The sequence below is a fragment of the Helicobacter felis ATCC 49179 genome (assembly GCF_000200595.1).
Taxonomy (GTDB): Bacteria; Campylobacterota; Campylobacteria; order Campylobacterales; family Helicobacteraceae; genus Helicobacter; species Helicobacter felis.
In genome coordinates this window covers 284,162-299,520 of sequence record NC_014810.2, presented here as the reverse complement: position 1 = coordinate 299,520, position 15,359 = coordinate 284,162, and the positions used below count along the sequence as shown (strand labels likewise).

Here is a 15,359-nt window from a genome sequence, read left to right as displayed (position 1 = left end):
TGCTACTATGTTGGCATGAATAATTTGCTATCCATAGGTCAAGCAAGTAAGGTTTTAGGTGTCAGTATCCAAACTTTGAGAAATTGGGAGAAAAAAGGCTTACTAAAACCCGACAACTATACAAAAGGCGGGGAGCGTAGATACAAGCTAGAGAGCCTTAAAAATATCAACAAAAATATTGTTTTTCATAACGATAACCGCAAGACCATCGCCTATGCCCGTGTTTCTAGTGCCGACCAAAAAGAGGATTTAATCCGCCAAGTGCAGGTTTTAGAGCTTTATTGTTCTAAACTGGGCTTTAATTACGAAGTGATCCAAGACTTAGGCTCAGGTATGAATTATTATAAAAAGGGCTTAACTAAACTTCTTAACCTTATCCTAGAGAGCCAAGTAAAAAGGCTTGTTTTGACCCATAAAGACCGCTTGTTACGCTTTGGCGCGGAGCTAGTGTTTGCTATCTGTGAGGCTAAAGAAGTGGAAGTTATTGTTATTAATCAAGGCGATGAGAATGTCCGCTTCGAGGAGGAGTTAGCTAAAGATGTGCTAGAAATCATTACCGTATTCTCCGCTAGACTTTATGGCGCACGCTCCAAGAAAAACAAACAACTTTTAGAACAAATGCAAGCAGTGGTAGAAAACAATGTTACAACTGACCCACAAGATTGAGCTAAGCCCAAACAACCACGCTAAAACCCACTTTAAAAAGGCGATGGGGTGCGCTAGACTTGCTTATAATTGGGGGCTGGCAAAGTGGAGAGAGAACTACGAAAAGGGCATAAAATCTAACCACTTTGCCCTAAAGAAAGAGTTTAACGCTCTTAAAAAAACGAATTACCCCTTTGTCTATGAAGTTACAAAATACGCCACTGCCCAACCCTTTACACATTTAAACCTAGCATTTCAAAAATTCTTTAAAGATTTAAAGTTAGGCAAGGTGAGTTACCCTCGCTTTAAACGCAAAAGGGAATATCAAGGAGCTTTTATATTGGGGGCGACCAAGTAAAAATCATTCAAGGCGACAAAAAGGATTATCTCAAAATCCCCAACTTGCCTAAAATCAAAATGACCGAAAAACTACGCTTTAAAGGCAAAATCAATGGGGCGACCATCACGCAAAGAGGCAATAAATTCTATGTTTCAATCCAAATAGACATTACACAAGAGGAGTTTAACCGCACACATAAACCCATAGCAAACAACCACACTCTAGGCATAGATACAGGAATAAAGGCTTTTGCTAGTCTATCTAATGGCTTACAGATACAAGCACCCAAGCCCTTAAATAGGCTGACAAGACGGCTTAAAAGACTTAGCAGGCAACTTAGCAAAAAACGGCATTCGAAAACCAAGAATGACGGAGTTAAGAAGTCGCGCAATTATCTTAAAGCCAGCTTGCGGCTGAATCGATTACACACCAAAATCGCCAACACCCGTAACGACTTTTTACACAAACTCAGCACCGCCCTAGTCAGGCACGCTAAAACCCTTTGTATGGAGAGTTTAAAAGTAAAGAATATGCTTAAAAACTCTAAACTAGCTAAGGCTTTAAGCGATGTCAGCATCTCTGCTTTTAACACCCTTTTGGAGTATAAGGCGAAGTGCTATGGGCAGGAAATCTTGCGAGCCGATGTCTTTTATCCTAGCTCTAAAACTTGCTCTAGCTGTGGCAGTTTGAAAAAAGACTTAACCCTAAGCGATAGAGTGTATAAGTGTGGTGTTTGCGGTGCTGTGGTGGATAGAGATTTTAACGCAAGTGTCAATCTTGTCAAGCATTTAGTAAGTGGAGTTCCCACTGAATTACGCCTAGCGGACATGACGGCTCTATTAAGCGATTTTGCAAAGAATGGCTTAGTAACCAGCATGGTGGAAACAGGAATACAACAGAAACCGCTTAAATTTTTTCTATTGATAGGATTTTATAGGATTTTATGCGGTTTTATAGGTTTGTAAGAACGTTAATAAAACCATCATAGGCTTTAAATTGCTCAAGACTGGAGTATCTCTTACTTAACTCTTGATCCAAGCCTTTCATGGATTTTTCCATGCCCTGTGCCTTATTGCCATCTTTCTTTTTGGCCTTTTCCATTTCGGCATTGACTTTAGCAATTTGTTTTGCATAAGCTTCTTTAATGCGGCGTTGGCGATCCACAGTACGGTTAAACTCTACGCGAGCTTCGTTGAATTTATCCATAAAGGCGTAATCTAGTGCCATATAATAGTTGGTAAGAGTCCACTCATACATGTGTCCTTCATAAGGCACATTGGTCGCACTTCCAAAGGTCGCCGCACCCACTTTGGCTAAACCTTTTTCCATATTCTTCCAATTGGTGTCAAAGGTTTTATTTGCCTTGTCTAAGGTGTTCAATGAATCTTTATAGTTGCCTGCCATAAAGGCATTGACCCCATTTTCTAGATTCCACAAAGAAGCGTCTCTTTGCTTTTTATCCTTGGCGATTAATTCTTTAGACAAAGCGTCGGCCTTTTGGTGTTGTTGTGTATAGTAGTTTTGGCTGAATTTATCCAAATCCGCCCCGCTCTTATGAGCACAACCTAAAAACACCAAACCACAAGTAGATACCAACAACAAGCTTTTGCTATAGCGCATCTACAACCTCCAAATATTAAAATTAGGGTCTAATTTTACAGCATATCTCCCCGTATTTTTGCTTAATCCTATCCTACAGACTCTAATAGCTTAAGCTAAAAACTTGATTATCTTGCTACAATGCTAGGTTTACAAGATCGATTTTAAGGATACAGATGTCTAGGACACTCTCCATTATTAAGCCCGATGGGGTGCAAAAGCGCATCATCGGCAAAATCATCACGCGTTTTGAAGAGGCGGGCTTAGAGGTGGTGCGCATCAAACGCCTGAAATTAACTCCCGAGCAAGCGCATGACTTTTACGCCGTGCACAAGGAACGCCCGTTTTTTAAAGATTTAATGGCTTTTATGACCAGTGGGGAGGTGGTTGTGATGGTGTTAGAGGGCGAGAATGCGGTAGAAAAGAACCGCGAGTTGATGGGAGCTACCGATCCAAAAGTAGCCAAACCGGGCACTATCCGCGCTGATTTTGCGGACAATATTGATGCTAATGTGGTGCATGGGAGCGATAGTGCTGAAAACGCCCAAAGAGAGATTGCCTTTTTCTTCGCATAATCATGAAACTAGAAATGCGCAAAATTGGTACTGGCCCTAAACCTATCCATGTGGAGGTTGGAGGTCTGTGCTTGGAGGGGGAGTTGTGGCGCGTGGATAGTAAATTGTTTTTGTTAGAAGGAAAATTACATGGAGTGGTGGAGGTGGCGTGCGCTTCTAGCGGAGTGCTTTTCAATAAATCCATCACTCAGGAAGTTCTCTTTTGCTTTTCAGATGGTATTTATCAAGGCGCGCAACGAGAACAGCATATCGGCGGCGGGCGGCTTGTGGATACTATGGACATTGTAGAAAGTTTGGATGGTTGCATTGATTTAAACGCTTTATTACTTGCGGAAGTGCAATCGATTCATAGCGATTACCATTATAAAGATCAATCAAATTCATAAAGGATAATTTATGGCAGTTCCTGATAGACGCGTGAGCAAAACAAGAGGCAGAAAAAGACGCACACATTACAGCGTGAAATTGGCGATGCCCGTTAAAACCAAAGACGGAAGTTGGAAATTGCCTCATTTTACCAATAAATTTACGGGCACTTACAAATAACTCTAGGTTAGGGCAATGAAAATTGTTGTTGATATGATGGGAGCAGATCAAGGGGTCTTACCCATTATTGAAGGGGTTTCTCAGGCACTCGGCACCAAAACCTTTGAAGCCATTATGGTAGGCGATGCGCAAAAAGCTAAGGCCTTTATTTCTAAAGACCTCGCTCCCAAAGTTGAGATTATTGACTGCCCAGACTATATCCGCATGGAAGAACATGCCACCGATGCGCTCAAGCGCAAGGAATCTTCTATCTTTGTGGGGATGGACATTCTCAAAAATGGGGCGGATGCGTTGGTTTCAGCAGGGCATAGTGGAGCTACGATGGGATTAGCTACCTTGAAGATCGGGCGCATCAAAGGAGTTAGCCGTCCGGCACTTTGCACCCTTATGCCCTCTATTAAAAACCGGGCGAGCTTGTGTCTGGATGTGGGTGCTAATACAGATTGTCGCCCCGAATACCTCTTAGACTTTGCAATCATGGGTTATCAGTATGCTAAAAGTGTTTTAGGGTATGAGAACCCCACCATCGGGCTTCTTTCCAATGGTGAAGAGGATAGCAAAGGAAATCTGATCACCAAAGAAGCTTTTAAGCTCATTAGTGAATACCCTCTTTTTGCCAATCATGCGACTACCCCTATTTTTAAAGGCAATGTAGAGGGTAATGACATTTTTGACAACACCGTGGATGTCATTGTTTGCGATGGCTTTGTGGGCAATGTGGTCCTAAAAACCATTGAGGGGACAGCCAGTGCCATTGGCTCTATTTTTAAAAATGAAATCCGCCATAGCTTTGGAGCTAAGTTGGGGGCCCTGCTTCTTAAAGGCGCTTTTGGCACTCTGAGGCAAAAGACGGATTATGCTGAATATGGGGGCGCGCCCCTCTTGGGCGTGAGTAAAGCTGTCATCATCAGTCATGGCAAGAGCAATGCCCGCGCTATTGAATGCGCCATTTATCAAGCGATTAAAGCTAAAGAGGGTGGCATGTGTGAAAAAATGATGCAGGCTTTTGAACACAAGGATACACAGCCATCTTAAAAGGAGAAACATGCCTTATGCAGCGTTAAAGTCTGTGGCATCTTATGTGCCTAAGGCTTGTGTAGAAAATAGCGCGTTTGAACCTCTTTTGGACACTAGTGATGAATGGATTCAAAAGAGGACAGGGATAAAAACGCGCTATTTTTCTAGCTCTGAAGAAAAAAGTAGCGATTTGGGTGTTATGGCTGCTAAGGAGGCCATTGCACGCGCAGGGCTCACTAAAGAAGATATCGATCTAATTTTGGTGGGCACTTTAAGTCCAGATTACATGTGTATGCCCTCTACTGCCTGTGTATTAGCAGCAAAATTGGGATTAGACAGCACGCCTAGCATGGATATCATTGCTGCATGCAGTGGCTTTATTTACCTCTTGGCTACAGCAAAAGCATTTGTCGAGAGTGGTATGTATCAACATGTGCTCATCGTGGGGGCGGAGTGTTGTAGCAGTGTTTTAGATTTTGAGGATCGAAGCACCTGTGTGCTCTTTGGAGATGGGGCTGGGGCGTGTGTTATAGGGCGCACGGAGAATATCAAAGAGAGTATCTTAGATGTCAAAATTGCGGCTAACGGCCAACATGCCAATTACCTCTATACCCCACGCATGCTTAAACCTAGCGCGTTCATCTTGGAAGAAAATCCCTCTCAACAGACCTTGCACATGAAGGGTAATGAGGTGTTTAAATTGGCGATCAAAACCCTCTTAAAAGATGTAGAAGACATTTTAGAAGCTAATGCCATCCAACCAGAAGAGATCGCTTATTTCATCCCCCATCAGGCAAATTTACGCATCATTCAGGCCGTGCAAAACCATCTCTCTTTCAGTGAGGAACAGGTGGTGCTCACGGTGCAAAAATACGGCAACACTTCAGCGGCCAGTATTCCTATGGCTATTGATGAAGTTTATAGGCAAGGACGGCTTAAAAAAGGCGATCTGATGTTGCTAGATGCTTTTGGTGGGGGTCTTACTTGGGGTTCAGCTTTAGTATATTATGGTGGCGATCAAGCTTAGTTTTAGCCAGAGGGCGTTAAAATTGAAACTTTTGAAAGGATAACATGACAGTTGTAAGACTTACACGCACAGGGCGCAAGAAAAAGCCTTTTTATCGGGTTGTTGTAACAGATTCTAGAAAAAAACGCGATGGGGGCTGGATCGAATCCATTGGATACTATAACCCCTTAAGTCACCCAAAAGTGGTCCAAATTGACCATGCGCGTTTGGATTATTGGAAGAGCGTAGGGGCTAAGATGAGTGAGAGAGTTGCCAAACTCGCAGAGGTTTCTAAGGCTTAATGTCTGAGGAAACTTGTGTAGAAGATTTTATCCTAGAGTATTGCAAAAAGGTTGTTACTTACCCGCAGGTTGTGGAAGTACGCTCAAGATTACTTGAGGATGACCCCCATACTAAAGAGATTGCTATCTACACAAGTCCGGTGGATATGGGGAGGGTGATTGGCAAGGAAGGCAAAATGGTGAGCGCGCTCAAGGCTTTTATCTCTGGAATGAAAGCTAAGAATGGTTTGAGTTATAAACTTGTGGTGCTCGCTTCTGAAAACCCCTATGTGATCTAAGCACTGCGCTTTGATTTAATGTTTGCAATAGAAGATTTGGTCGTTATAGGACATCTGGGGCGGGCGGTAGGCTTATTAGGGGGGTTAAAGTTTGCCCTAGAGGGTGATTTTATAGAGACTTTAGTGCATGGAGCTTGTGTTCATCTTTATCGGCAGGGCGCATTTGGACAATTACCCATTTCTTTACATATCACTCGTTTTGAACCAAAGAAAAATTTAATTTTCTTTGAAGAGGTCCAAACTTTGGAAAAAGCTAGGGAATTGACCAATCTTGTAGTGGCCATGACCCAAGAGGAGAGCTTGAGGCGTTGCACTCTGCAAGAGGGTGAATTTCTCTATTTTCAGCTGCTAGGTTTAGAGATTATCGAGGAGGGAGTTAGCTTGGGACAGGTGGCGCGTGTCGAGCGTTTGGCCAATACAGACTATCTTTTTGTGCAAAACCCTCAAAAACTCTTTTTGATTCCCTATATTCCAAACTACATCCAACATACCGATCTGCAAGCCAAACGCATTTATACACGCAATGCGCGCGGTCTTCTTGAAGAGAGTTGATGCGCTTTAGCTTTTTGACTCTTTTTCCTCATTTAGTGAGCTTTTATTTTGAGGATTCCATCCTAAAACGCGCCTTAGATAAGGGGGTTTTCAGTGTGGACATCCATAACATGCGGGATTTTTCCCCTCATAAATTTCAAAGAGCGGATTTTGCGCTGGTAGGAGGGGGTGCGGGCCAGATTCTCGATCCCTACATGGTAGAAAATGCCCTTAATGCCGTGCGCTCCAAAACAACGCGAGTCATCTTTTTAAGCCCTAGTGGCAAACGCTTTTGCCAACAAGATGCGAGGCGTTTAGCCCATGAACAGCACCTAGTTTTAGTTTGTGGCCGTTATGATGGCTTTGATGAGCGACTCATTGAGACACATGCGGATGAAGTCTTAAGTGTTGGGGATTTCGTGCTCACAGGGGGGGAACTTGCGAGTTTATGTTTGTGCGATAGTGTAGCGCGCCAACTAGAAGGCACGCTAGGCAATGCTACCTCTTTGGAACAAGAGAGTTTTGAGGATCATCTCCTAGAAGCGCCTAATTTTGCCCGCACTCCTTCGCTTAAAACACCCAGCTGTGCGCACATCCCCAGTATTTCAGAGTATTCAAAGGGAGATCATGGCAAAATCAAAGACCTTATGCGCGATTTATCCATGGACAAGACGCAGTTTCACGCTCCTAGTTTCTATGCTTTGAATCGTTCGTTGCGAAATTTTAGCCATTGAAAGGGCATTTTATGAAAAACCGCTACATCCAACATTTTGAAGACTCTCAAATTAAAAATCAACCTCCTGTTTTTAAGGCTGGCGACACAATCAAATTAGGTATTCGTATCCAAGAGGGTGATAAAGTGCGCACACAGAATTTTGAGGGTGTGTGCATTAGTGTGCGTGGTAATGGTGTAGACAGAACTTTTTGCGTGCGCAAAATCGGTGCTAATGGTGTGGGTGTAGAAAGGATTTTCCCCCTTTATTCAGAGAGCTTAGTGAGTATTGAAGTTTTGCGTATTGGGCGTGTGCGCCGTGCAAAACTTTACTATCTGCGCCACCGCAAGGGCAAAGCTGCTAGAATTAAGGAAGTGCGTAAAAAAGAACTCGCCTAGCTTTGGAAATACCCAAAGGGGTTTTAGGCTCTAACTCCTAGCCAGTTATGATAGAGTGGGAGGGGTGTTAGTGCGATCGCTCTTTGAGGGGTGGGGTGTCCGTATGGACTATTCTGCCTCTCTTTAGAGATATGCATGCAACCATTGACAACTTTTAGAGCCCTGACGTTGATTATAGTTGCGTCTTGAGAAGCTGTTCTTGTTTTAATTTTTTAGCATTGGGACTTGATTTGATCTCACACAAATACACAGAGATATTGCCCTCTTTTTGGTTAAATTTAAAGATGATGGCATCGCAACAATAATCTGTTGCGTGATTTTCCCCCGTAAAGAATTTAATGCCATGTTTGGTCTCATCTTGTTTTGGCATAAACATAGAATCATTGCACCTAAAATAAAAATCCATCTGCTTAATACGACTTTCTGCGTGTTTTTCACATACCCTAAAACAATCCCCTCTGCGTGTAATTTTTAAATTCTGATGGATAGCGTTTTCTATCTCCTAAAACTCCCTAGCCGTCATGGGAGCTTCTTATTTTTGGCAACATGCGCATAGATCAAGCTTTCATTTTCATTTTACCTATTTCTAAATCCGCCTTATGGAGAGTTCCGATATTTTTTAGAAGGATGGAACGCAGGTTAGAGGGCATGGGCGATCTGCTCCTAATAAGCAGGGTTTAGGGCTATTTTAGCCGATTTTTGACTTTAGCACCCCTCCAAAGGTCTATAGTCTTATGCTAGCCATAAAAATCATAGAAGTTAAGGCTAGCTTGTGTGCTAGCCTTGTGGTTTGTTGCAAACTAGCAAACTAGAATATTATCCGATCACAACATGAGTTTTGACTATCCCCTCAGCATTCACTTTCTTATAGCAGTTGTCATAGGGTTTAGCAAACACTCTAAGATCGCTATGGATAAGACGAAAAAGACCATCAAAATAGTTGCGATTTTTTCCAGCACTCTCTGCAAACCAAGTGTTTGGACGGACTAAAGCATCGGCAATTTTGTAGACTTTACTTTTAGCAAGTTCTAGCAAGGGTTGGTAACGCTTGATTTCTCCTAAACCAATACGCATATTGATCGCTCTTGCCAAACTTAAGCCGTATAAAAAGCTTAAAAGCACTCTATGGTGTCTGCAATGCAGGGCGACAAATTCTTGTAATTTTAAGCACTCCATCAGTCGATCCATAAATTCTATAGACTGATCAACCGCTAGCTCAAAATCCTCTAAACTATCTCTACCCTCGTAAGGGAGATTTTCCATAGAGGGGCGTAACCCTCTGGCACACTCCCCACTGCCTAGCTTTGCCCCTTGCTTGTAATAGGTGTTGCGTTTCTCCTCTTTTTCTGCCTCCGTATATCCAGACCCAAGCATGTTAGCATAGACAAAATCAGCCAAATAGCTATATCCATCGGCATAACCTAAATCAATAGCCCTATGATAAAATTGCATGCTCTCTTGGTTACTAAACCCAGCGCTTTCTTTTAGCGCTTCACCCATCAACGCATAAGCTTCCCCATCGCCTTTTTCAGCTTGGGGTTTTAAAAGTCTAATAGCTTGATTGTAATACTCCTTTGCCCTATCCTCATCATCCCACATAAATATTTCTGCCAATCCCAAATACCCTCGTCCCTCCCCTAAACTGACCGCCTTTTCAAAGAGTTCTTTAGCCTTTTGCTCGCAACCAAAAACGCTTTTATCTTTAAAAACTTGACACACTTTAAGGATTTCCAAGTAATCCTCGCTTTCCACATCATCGCCCAAAGGTTTAAGCGCATTGACCACATCTTGCCCACTGATGGCTTCCCCACTCCCATACTCCAACACCTGCGTGTCCCCATTTTCCATGTAAAGCTTTCCTAGCTCCACCATCGCCTGCACTGAGCCTAACTCAATGGCTTTTTCAAAACAACGCATCGCCACATTATTATCAGGGACAAGCACAATGCCTTCTGCGCTCATCTTGCCTAGCTCTAGCCAAGCCCCAGCACTGCCCAAGTCTTTAGCCTTCATGTAATCTTGAAAGGCTTGCAGGGTGTTAGACCCATATTTCCATAGGGGTTTGACTTGCGGGGTGTTGTCATTAGTGGATGTGGTGTTTTGAGGTTGTGCTTTAGGGGTTTCTTGGGTAGAGTTTTGCTCTGCTTTGTTTTCAAACCAAGTCTTGTGGTTGGCTTGGAGCACTTCTAGCAACACCTCTAAATCCTCCAAAGGTTTAGCTAGTCCTTTAATATGCTCTAAAGTTGGTGCGCTTTCTTGAGGATTATTTAATGCGCCAAGATGGGTGTTGATTTTAACCTTGACTTTTTTAAATTGCATAAGAGAATCCTCTAAGTCTGGATCGTCCTCTGCATTTTGTTGGTAAGCCTCCTCTAGGACTTTGTTAAAGGTATTGAGTGTGTCTAAGAGTTGGTTAAACTTGGTGCCAAGATCGTTAATTTCCTCTTGGAGGGCATTTATACCCCCCCCCCCCGCAACATCCTCTACTAGAGAAGAAAACAAGCGGTGTGCGCGTTTGGTGGCTTTAAGTTGTTGGCTTAACTGGCTGTGGGCGTGTTGCATAAAAACTCCTTGTGATTGAATAAAGGGGTATGATAACATGCAAATATAAATTTTAAAGTGAGGTTTGGTGTGATTTTAGGAATCGATGAGGCGGGGCGGGGGTGCTGGTGCGGCTCTTTGTTTGTAGCAGGAGTGAGCTGTGATCAGAATGTAGCTAGCGCGTTTGTGCGCTTAGAACTTAAAGAGAGTAAACAGCTAAGTAGGACTAAACGCTTTGAATTTGCCACACAAATTATCCAAGATACACGCATTACTAGCGTGGTGGTGAGCAAAAGCGCGCCAGAGATCGATCACAAGGGTTTGAGCGTGTGCATGCAAGAGGCGATCACAGAGATTGTTTCAAAATTGCCCACTATCAAGCATGTACGCCTAGATGGGAATACTCTTTTTAAATTAGAGTTTGCGCATTTAGAGAGCTTTGAAGCTATTATCAAGGGAGATGATAAAATCCCTCAAATTGCGATGGCCTCCATCTTAGCCAAGGCGCATAAAGATCGAGAGATGTCAGTCTTAGATGAACGCTACCCAGAGTATGGCTTTGCTAGGCATTGTGGCTATGGCACGTGCACACACGCCTTAGCCATTGCCAAATACGGACTAATTCAAGAACACCGCAAGAGTTTTAAAATTTGGTCTTTAGAGGTGCAAGGCTTGTAAGTCAGACATTTAAAAAAATGTCCTGCAATGCAAAGGGGCTATTTTTTATGTAAAGAGAACGGGTTGATGGGTTTATGGACTAAGGGCGTGTTTATAACTGCATTTGTGGGCGCGTGTTTGTTGATAGCGCGGACAAAAAGCAAAGGCGACCAAAGATTTAGAAAAAGTGGGAGATTTTGGGAGTGCTGAGGCGTATCAGAATTTGGCTGCGATTTATGTGATCGGATCAAAGGAAGTCCCTGCAGATGCCCAAAAGGTGATCGAATACAGCAAAAAAGCCTGTGGGTTGGGCAACAAAGGGGCGTGCGTGTTCCATGAGAAAAATGATAAAAGCGAATAAAGTCTAGTGCTCTACGCCGAGTGGCTATAATTTACTCCACCGGTTTTGCCTGCGCTCGATGAAGCAAATGTTGCGACTCACTTTGTTTTTGTTGTTTTAATTTTAATTTTTCTAAACATTTTTAGCGTTTATAGCTTAACCACCGCCTAAGCGGTGGGTTGTGGTTTAGGCTTTAGTAATTTTTACCGCGCACTTTTTGTAGTCGGTTTGTTTGGAGAGTGGGCAGGTCGCATCTAAGCACACCTTATTAATAAAGACATTTTCATCAAACCAAGGCACATACACTAAGCCTACTGGGGGCGTGTTGCGCCCGTGCATATCCACCCGCGCCTTGACTCTGCCTCTCCGAGATTCAATCCACACCGCATCGCCTTGATTGACTCCTAGTTTTTTGCCATCTTCTTCATGCATATAACACAAGGCCTCAGGCACAGCTCTAAAGAGCTCGGGCACGCGCATGGTCATCGTGCCACTGTGCCAATGTTCTAAAACCCGCCCTGTGGCTAGCCAAAAGGGGTATTCTTTACTAGGGCGTTCGGGAGCTTTCATAAAAGGTCTAAAGAAAATCTTGGCCTTGTTTTCTAGGCTTTTAGGCGTGTCGTTTGTAGGAGCTTTAAGATCCCCACTGACAAGTTTCTTGCCCGCCTTGCCATAAAAGGCAAAATCACTATCTGGAGCAGCCTTTTTGGCGTAGTAGTCATACTGCGTATTAAAACGCCAACGGGTTTCTTTACCATTGACCACAGGCCATCTTAGACCTCTAGCGTAGTGGTAGTCATCAAAATAGGCCAAATCATGCCCATGCCCTACTCCAAATTTGCGGTATTCCTCCCAAAGATATTTTTGAATAAAGAATCCATAGCCTCTAAAGGGTTTGCCATCACTGCCCACGACATGGCGTTTGTCCCCATGCATCTCAGAATTAGGCGCGCCTTTGGCGATGGGGTCTGTGCTTTTGTAGCGTTTGGCGTATTTGTTGGCAAAGAGCACATCATAGAGAGTATCCGTGCTTTTATAACCCATCTTGCGCGCTTGGGCTAACACACTGGGTAAGGTGAGCTTGTCATCCACTTTTTGCTCTCCCCACACCTCTTTGAGCTTAAAGCGTTTAGCAAATTCTAAAATCTGCCAAGTGTCGCTCATTGCAGAACCCAATGGAGTAACCTGCTGTTTCCAGTGTTGGCTTCTGCGCTCGGCATTCCCATAAGCTCCCCATTTTTCATAAATCATCGCACTGGGCAAGATCAAATCCGCCACTTTAGCACTAATTCCCGGATAGCAATCGCTCACCACGATAAAGTTATCCATCTCTCTAGCAGATTTGATCCAATGGTTGGCATTGGCTGTATTTTGCCAAGGGTTATTCACCTGCACCCAAATAAATTTAACTTTAGCGTCTTCGAGCGCGCGCATCATCGCTACAAAATGGTAGCCGGGCTTGGGGTTGAGGGTGCCATGGGGCACATGCCAAAGCTTTTCGGCAGTTTTGACATGCTCGGGGTTTGTAACCACCATATCTGCAGGCAGGCGGTGGGCAAAAGTGCCCACTTCTCTAGCCGTGCCGCACGCGCTAGGCTGACCGGTGAGAGAAAACGCTCCACAACCCGGTTTGGCTTGCTTGCCTAATAGAAAATGCACCATGTAGGCCTGTTCATTGACCCATGATCCTCTTGTGTGTTGGTTAAAGCCCATGGTCCAAAAGCTCACCACCTTGCGATCTTTTTCAATATAAAGTTTGGCTAATTGTTGCAATTTATGCGCAAAAACCTCTAAGGATTCATTAGCGTCCCCTTTGGCCACTTTAGCGACATATTCCAAAGTGTAGGGCTCTAGGGCTTCTTTGAATTGGGCAAAGGTGATCTCCCAATGTTTGCCCACTTCATTTTGGTGTTCCATTTTTAACACATCGCCCGCCTTGACTCCCAAGTGTTTGAGGGCGATCGCCTCCTCCTCATCTAGGGTGATCGCATTTTGTTTTTCTACGGTGTCTTTTTCACTGGGTCTAAAGCCCGGATGGCTGGGATCTGAGCGCATGCCATAGCCAATGTCTGCATAGCCGGTAGCAAAGACAATATGCTTATTGATAAAATCTTGATCAATGGCCTCTGGATGGTTATAAACGATTTCTCTAGCGATGTAATTCCAAATGGCTAAATCCGTATTGGGGGTGAAGATGATCTCCATATCCGCTATCCCAGAGGTGCGGTTTGTAAAAGTGGTCAGATTGACTACTTTAACTTTATTGGCGTTGTTGAGTTTGTGATCGCTCACCCTAGACCACAAAATGGGGTGCATTTCGGCCATATTTGCCCCCCAAGTGATGATAGTATCGGTAGCCTCAATGTCATCATAACATCCGCTAGGCTCATCGATGCCAAAGGTTTGCATGAAACCTACCACCGCGCTGGCCATGCAGTGGCGCGCATTAGGATCGATGTTATTGCTTCTAAACCCAGCTTTGATGAGCTTGCTGGCCGCATAACCTTCTTGAATGGTGTATTGTCCGCTTCCAAAAATCCCAATCCCAGTAACCCCTAATTCTTGATAATATTTTTTAAACTGCTTTTCCATTTCATCAAAGGCGCGTTGCCAAGAGATGGGTTTAAATTTGCCTTTTTTATCAAACTCACCCTTTTCGTTTACGCGCAAAAGGGGTTCTACAAGCCGGTCAGCTCCATACATGATTTTGGAGTTAAAATAACCTTTGATGCAATTTAAACCACGATTGACAGGAGCAAGAGGATCGCCTTTGGTAGCAACAATTCTATCATCCTTAGTGGCAACCATAATTCCACAGCCCGTGCCACAGAAACGGCACACTGCCTTATCCCACTTCCAGCCCGCTTGGGCCTGCTCTGCTTTGGCCGCTAGGTTTGGAGGAGTGAGCAATCCAGCACTGCCCAAAGCCGAGGTGATAGCCACAGATTTTAAAAATTCGCGTCTAGAGTTGTCTTGTATGCGGTGTTCAGATGATCGGTTTGTCATTAGGAAACTCCTTAATAAGTGGATGCAGAAACCTGCATTTTAAAGTCCATTTATGAGTAAATGGTTGGTAATTATAGTTATTTTTCATCAATTTTTGGTTATGATCGCGAGCATTACGGCTTCAAAAATCAGTGGAGAACTAAAAAATGGGGAATTTCTATGGACATTTGAGTGGTAATACACATAGGTTATCACCTTCTATGCGTAAGTGGAGTGGCTTTGTATGGCTGTTAGGGATTGTGTTGGGCATACTATTTGCCTTATGAGATTTTTTCTGTCAAAACCCATCAGGAGTGGGTAGAACATTTGGATAGAATGGTGATCGCTTGGGTGCGCACTCACCCTATTCCTATGGCAGAAAGTAGTTATACTAAGTTTATTAGCATAATCACCTTTTGTGCAAAATCTAAATTCACTTTGAGTTTGGCGGCACTTGTAGGACTCTTTTATATTTTTATCAAAAAAAATAGAGTTTTGGGCTTGGGGTTTTTCTTAAGTATTGTCTTGGGTGAAACCGCCCTGAAAGTCATGAAACTTTGGGTTGCACGCCCTCGCCCAGAAACTAATGGAGAAATTGTCTTTGCCCATGGGTTTAGTCATCCTAGCGGACATGCTTTGGCTGCAAGCCTGTTTTATGGTTCACTTTTATTGTTGGTTTGTATGAGCACCATGAAAGCTAGCACAAAATGGATTTTTAGCGTTGCCTTATTGTTGTGGATTTGGTTTATGATGTACACGCGCATATATTTGGGTGTGCATTATCCTACAGATGTGTTGGGGGGGTTTTTGATGGGCATGGCTTGGGCATGTTTTTCCATGGGGTTGTATGTAGGATGGTTAAAAAACGCTAGATGAGTATTAGGAT

General features: G+C 43.6%; 17 protein-coding genes and 2 pseudogenes. 15 read left to right on the top strand and 4 right to left on the bottom strand.

The genetic code is table 11. The annotated features are described in order from the left end of the window. Positions 1-15: 15 nt before the first annotated feature. Both HFELIS_RS01565 and HFELIS_RS01560 read left to right on the top strand, forming a co-directional pair. Positions 16-666: an IS607 family transposase gene (locus tag HFELIS_RS01565; RefSeq protein WP_013468786.1), complete on the top strand. Its 651-nt coding sequence runs from the start codon at positions 16-18 to the stop codon at positions 664-666. Further along, positions 641-1,950, top strand: a pseudogene (locus HFELIS_RS01560) (RNA-guided endonuclease InsQ/TnpB family protein). Before HFELIS_RS01565 ends, HFELIS_RS01560 begins: the two are co-directional and overlap by 26 nt. Here HFELIS_RS01560 and HFELIS_RS01555 read toward each other — a convergent pair. Next, complete coding sequence (locus HFELIS_RS01555; protein ID WP_013468785.1) at positions 1,937-2,605, bottom strand: lipoprotein; 669 nt, start codon at positions 2,603-2,605, stop codon at positions 1,937-1,939. The pseudogene HFELIS_RS01560 and the gene HFELIS_RS01555 overlap by 14 nt on opposite strands. A 155-nt stretch (positions 2,606-2,760) precedes the next feature. Here HFELIS_RS01555 and ndk point away from each other — a divergent pair, with 155 nt between their 5' ends. From ndk to rplS, 10 genes are read left to right on the top strand one after another with little or no spacing between them, the layout of a single operon-like run. After that, positions 2,761-3,159: a nucleoside-diphosphate kinase gene (gene ndk / locus HFELIS_RS01550; protein WP_013468784.1), complete on the top strand. Its 399-nt coding sequence runs from the start codon at positions 2,761-2,763 to the stop codon at positions 3,157-3,159. Between the two features lie 2 nt (positions 3,160-3,161). Next, a complete protein-coding gene (locus HFELIS_RS01545) occupies positions 3,162-3,545 on the top strand; it encodes a hypothetical protein (protein WP_013468783.1) in 384 nt (127 codons plus the stop codon). 10 nt (positions 3,546-3,555) lie between these two features. Beyond that, positions 3,556-3,705 (top strand): 50S ribosomal protein L32, encoded by a 150-nt coding sequence (gene rpmF / locus HFELIS_RS01540; protein ID WP_013468782.1) that lies wholly within the window; start codon positions 3,556-3,558, stop codon positions 3,703-3,705. A gap of 15 nt (positions 3,706-3,720) precedes the next feature. Continuing rightward, positions 3,721-4,740 carry a phosphate acyltransferase PlsX gene (plsX, locus tag HFELIS_RS01535; protein WP_013468781.1) on the top strand — a complete coding sequence of 340 codons (1,020 nt, stop codon included), beginning with the start codon at positions 3,721-3,723 and terminating at the stop codon, positions 4,738-4,740. Between the two features lie 10 nt (positions 4,741-4,750). Next, positions 4,751-5,749 (top strand): beta-ketoacyl-ACP synthase III, encoded by a 999-nt coding sequence (locus tag HFELIS_RS01530; protein WP_013468780.1) that lies wholly within the window; start codon positions 4,751-4,753, stop codon positions 5,747-5,749. Between the two features lie 44 nt (positions 5,750-5,793). Further along, positions 5,794-6,030, top strand: a complete 237-nt coding sequence (gene rpsP / locus HFELIS_RS01525) for a 30S ribosomal protein S16 (RefSeq protein WP_013468779.1) — start codon at positions 5,794-5,796, stop codon at positions 6,028-6,030. Then, positions 6,030-6,308, top strand: a complete 279-nt coding sequence (locus HFELIS_RS01520; RefSeq protein WP_013468778.1) for a KH domain-containing protein — start codon at positions 6,030-6,032, stop codon at positions 6,306-6,308. The genes rpsP and HFELIS_RS01520 overlap by 1 nt, the downstream gene beginning before the upstream one ends. Before the next feature lie 18 nt (positions 6,309-6,326). Then, complete coding sequence (gene rimM / locus HFELIS_RS01515) at positions 6,327-6,860, top strand: ribosome maturation factor RimM (RefSeq protein WP_013468777.1); 534 nt, start codon at positions 6,327-6,329, stop codon at positions 6,858-6,860. Beyond that, positions 6,860-7,573: a tRNA (guanosine(37)-N1)-methyltransferase TrmD gene (trmD, locus tag HFELIS_RS01510; protein WP_013468776.1), complete on the top strand. Its 714-nt coding sequence runs from the start codon at positions 6,860-6,862 to the stop codon at positions 7,571-7,573. The genes rimM and trmD overlap by 1 nt, the downstream gene beginning before the upstream one ends. An 11-nt stretch (positions 7,574-7,584) precedes the next feature. After that, positions 7,585-7,950 carry a 50S ribosomal protein L19 gene (gene rplS / locus HFELIS_RS01505; protein WP_013468775.1) on the top strand — a complete coding sequence of 122 codons (366 nt, stop codon included), beginning with the start codon at positions 7,585-7,587 and terminating at the stop codon, positions 7,948-7,950. A 172-nt stretch (positions 7,951-8,122) separates the two neighbouring features. On the opposite strand, the gene HFELIS_RS01500 is transcribed toward rplS, so the two are convergent. Both HFELIS_RS01500 and HFELIS_RS01495 read right to left on the bottom strand, forming a co-directional pair. Then, complete coding sequence (locus HFELIS_RS01500; protein WP_013468774.1) at positions 8,123-8,356, bottom strand: hypothetical protein; 234 nt, start codon at positions 8,354-8,356, stop codon at positions 8,123-8,125. Positions 8,357-8,766: 410 nt separating this feature from the next. After that, on the bottom strand, positions 8,767-10,512 hold the full coding sequence (locus HFELIS_RS01495; protein ID WP_013468772.1) for a tetratricopeptide repeat protein: 1,746 nt from the start codon (positions 10,510-10,512) through the stop codon (positions 8,767-8,769). Positions 10,513-10,581: 69 nt separating this feature from the next. On the opposite strand from HFELIS_RS01495, the gene HFELIS_RS01490 reads away from it, so the two are divergent. Both HFELIS_RS01490 and HFELIS_RS09025 read left to right on the top strand, forming a co-directional pair. Further along, complete coding sequence (locus HFELIS_RS01490; protein WP_013468771.1) at positions 10,582-11,169, top strand: ribonuclease HII; 588 nt, start codon at positions 10,582-10,584, stop codon at positions 11,167-11,169. A gap of 166 nt (positions 11,170-11,335) precedes the next feature. Then, the gene (locus tag HFELIS_RS09025; RefSeq protein ID WP_013468770.1) at positions 11,336-11,509 is read left to right on the top strand and encodes a hypothetical protein; all 174 of its coding nucleotides are present in this window, start codon (positions 11,336-11,338) and stop codon (positions 11,507-11,509) included. Between the two features lie 165 nt (positions 11,510-11,674). On the opposite strand, the gene napA is transcribed toward HFELIS_RS09025, so the two are convergent. Then, a complete protein-coding gene (gene napA, locus HFELIS_RS01485; RefSeq protein ID WP_013468769.1) occupies positions 11,675-14,494 on the bottom strand; it encodes a periplasmic nitrate reductase subunit alpha in 2,820 nt (939 codons plus the stop codon). Between the two features lie 200 nt (positions 14,495-14,694). Between napA and HFELIS_RS01480 the strand changes: the two are divergent. Next, a pseudogene (locus tag HFELIS_RS01480) lies at positions 14,695-15,349 on the top strand (phosphatase PAP2 family protein). Positions 15,350-15,359 lie beyond the last annotated feature (10 nt).

Coding starts and splice junctions, on each gene's coding strand:
- HFELIS_RS01565 (WP_013468786.1), top strand. CDS start 16: ATGAATAATTTGCTATCCATAGGTCAAGCAAGTAAGGTTTTAGGTGTC.
- HFELIS_RS01555 (WP_013468785.1), bottom strand. CDS start 2,605: ATGCGCTATAGCAAAAGCTTGTTGTTGGTATCTACTTGTGGTTTGGTG.
- ndk (WP_013468784.1), top strand. CDS start 2,761: ATGTCTAGGACACTCTCCATTATTAAGCCCGATGGGGTGCAAAAGCGC.
- HFELIS_RS01545 (WP_013468783.1), top strand. CDS start 3,162: ATGAAACTAGAAATGCGCAAAATTGGTACTGGCCCTAAACCTATCCAT.
- rpmF (WP_013468782.1), top strand. CDS start 3,556: ATGGCAGTTCCTGATAGACGCGTGAGCAAAACAAGAGGCAGAAAAAGA.
- plsX (WP_013468781.1), top strand. CDS start 3,721: ATGAAAATTGTTGTTGATATGATGGGAGCAGATCAAGGGGTCTTACCC.
- HFELIS_RS01530 (WP_013468780.1), top strand. CDS start 4,751: ATGCCTTATGCAGCGTTAAAGTCTGTGGCATCTTATGTGCCTAAGGCT.
- rpsP (WP_013468779.1), top strand. CDS start 5,794: ATGACAGTTGTAAGACTTACACGCACAGGGCGCAAGAAAAAGCCTTTT.
- HFELIS_RS01520 (WP_013468778.1), top strand. CDS start 6,030: ATGTCTGAGGAAACTTGTGTAGAAGATTTTATCCTAGAGTATTGCAAA.
- rimM (WP_013468777.1), top strand. CDS start 6,327: ATGTTTGCAATAGAAGATTTGGTCGTTATAGGACATCTGGGGCGGGCG.
- trmD (WP_013468776.1), top strand. CDS start 6,860: ATGCGCTTTAGCTTTTTGACTCTTTTTCCTCATTTAGTGAGCTTTTAT.
- rplS (WP_013468775.1), top strand. CDS start 7,585: ATGAAAAACCGCTACATCCAACATTTTGAAGACTCTCAAATTAAAAAT.
- HFELIS_RS01500 (WP_013468774.1), bottom strand. CDS start 8,356: ATGGATTTTTATTTTAGGTGCAATGATTCTATGTTTATGCCAAAACAA.
- HFELIS_RS01495 (WP_013468772.1), bottom strand. CDS start 10,512: ATGCAACACGCCCACAGCCAGTTAAGCCAACAACTTAAAGCCACCAAA.
- napA (WP_013468769.1), bottom strand. CDS start 14,494: ATGACAAACCGATCATCTGAACACCGCATACAAGACAACTCTAGACGC.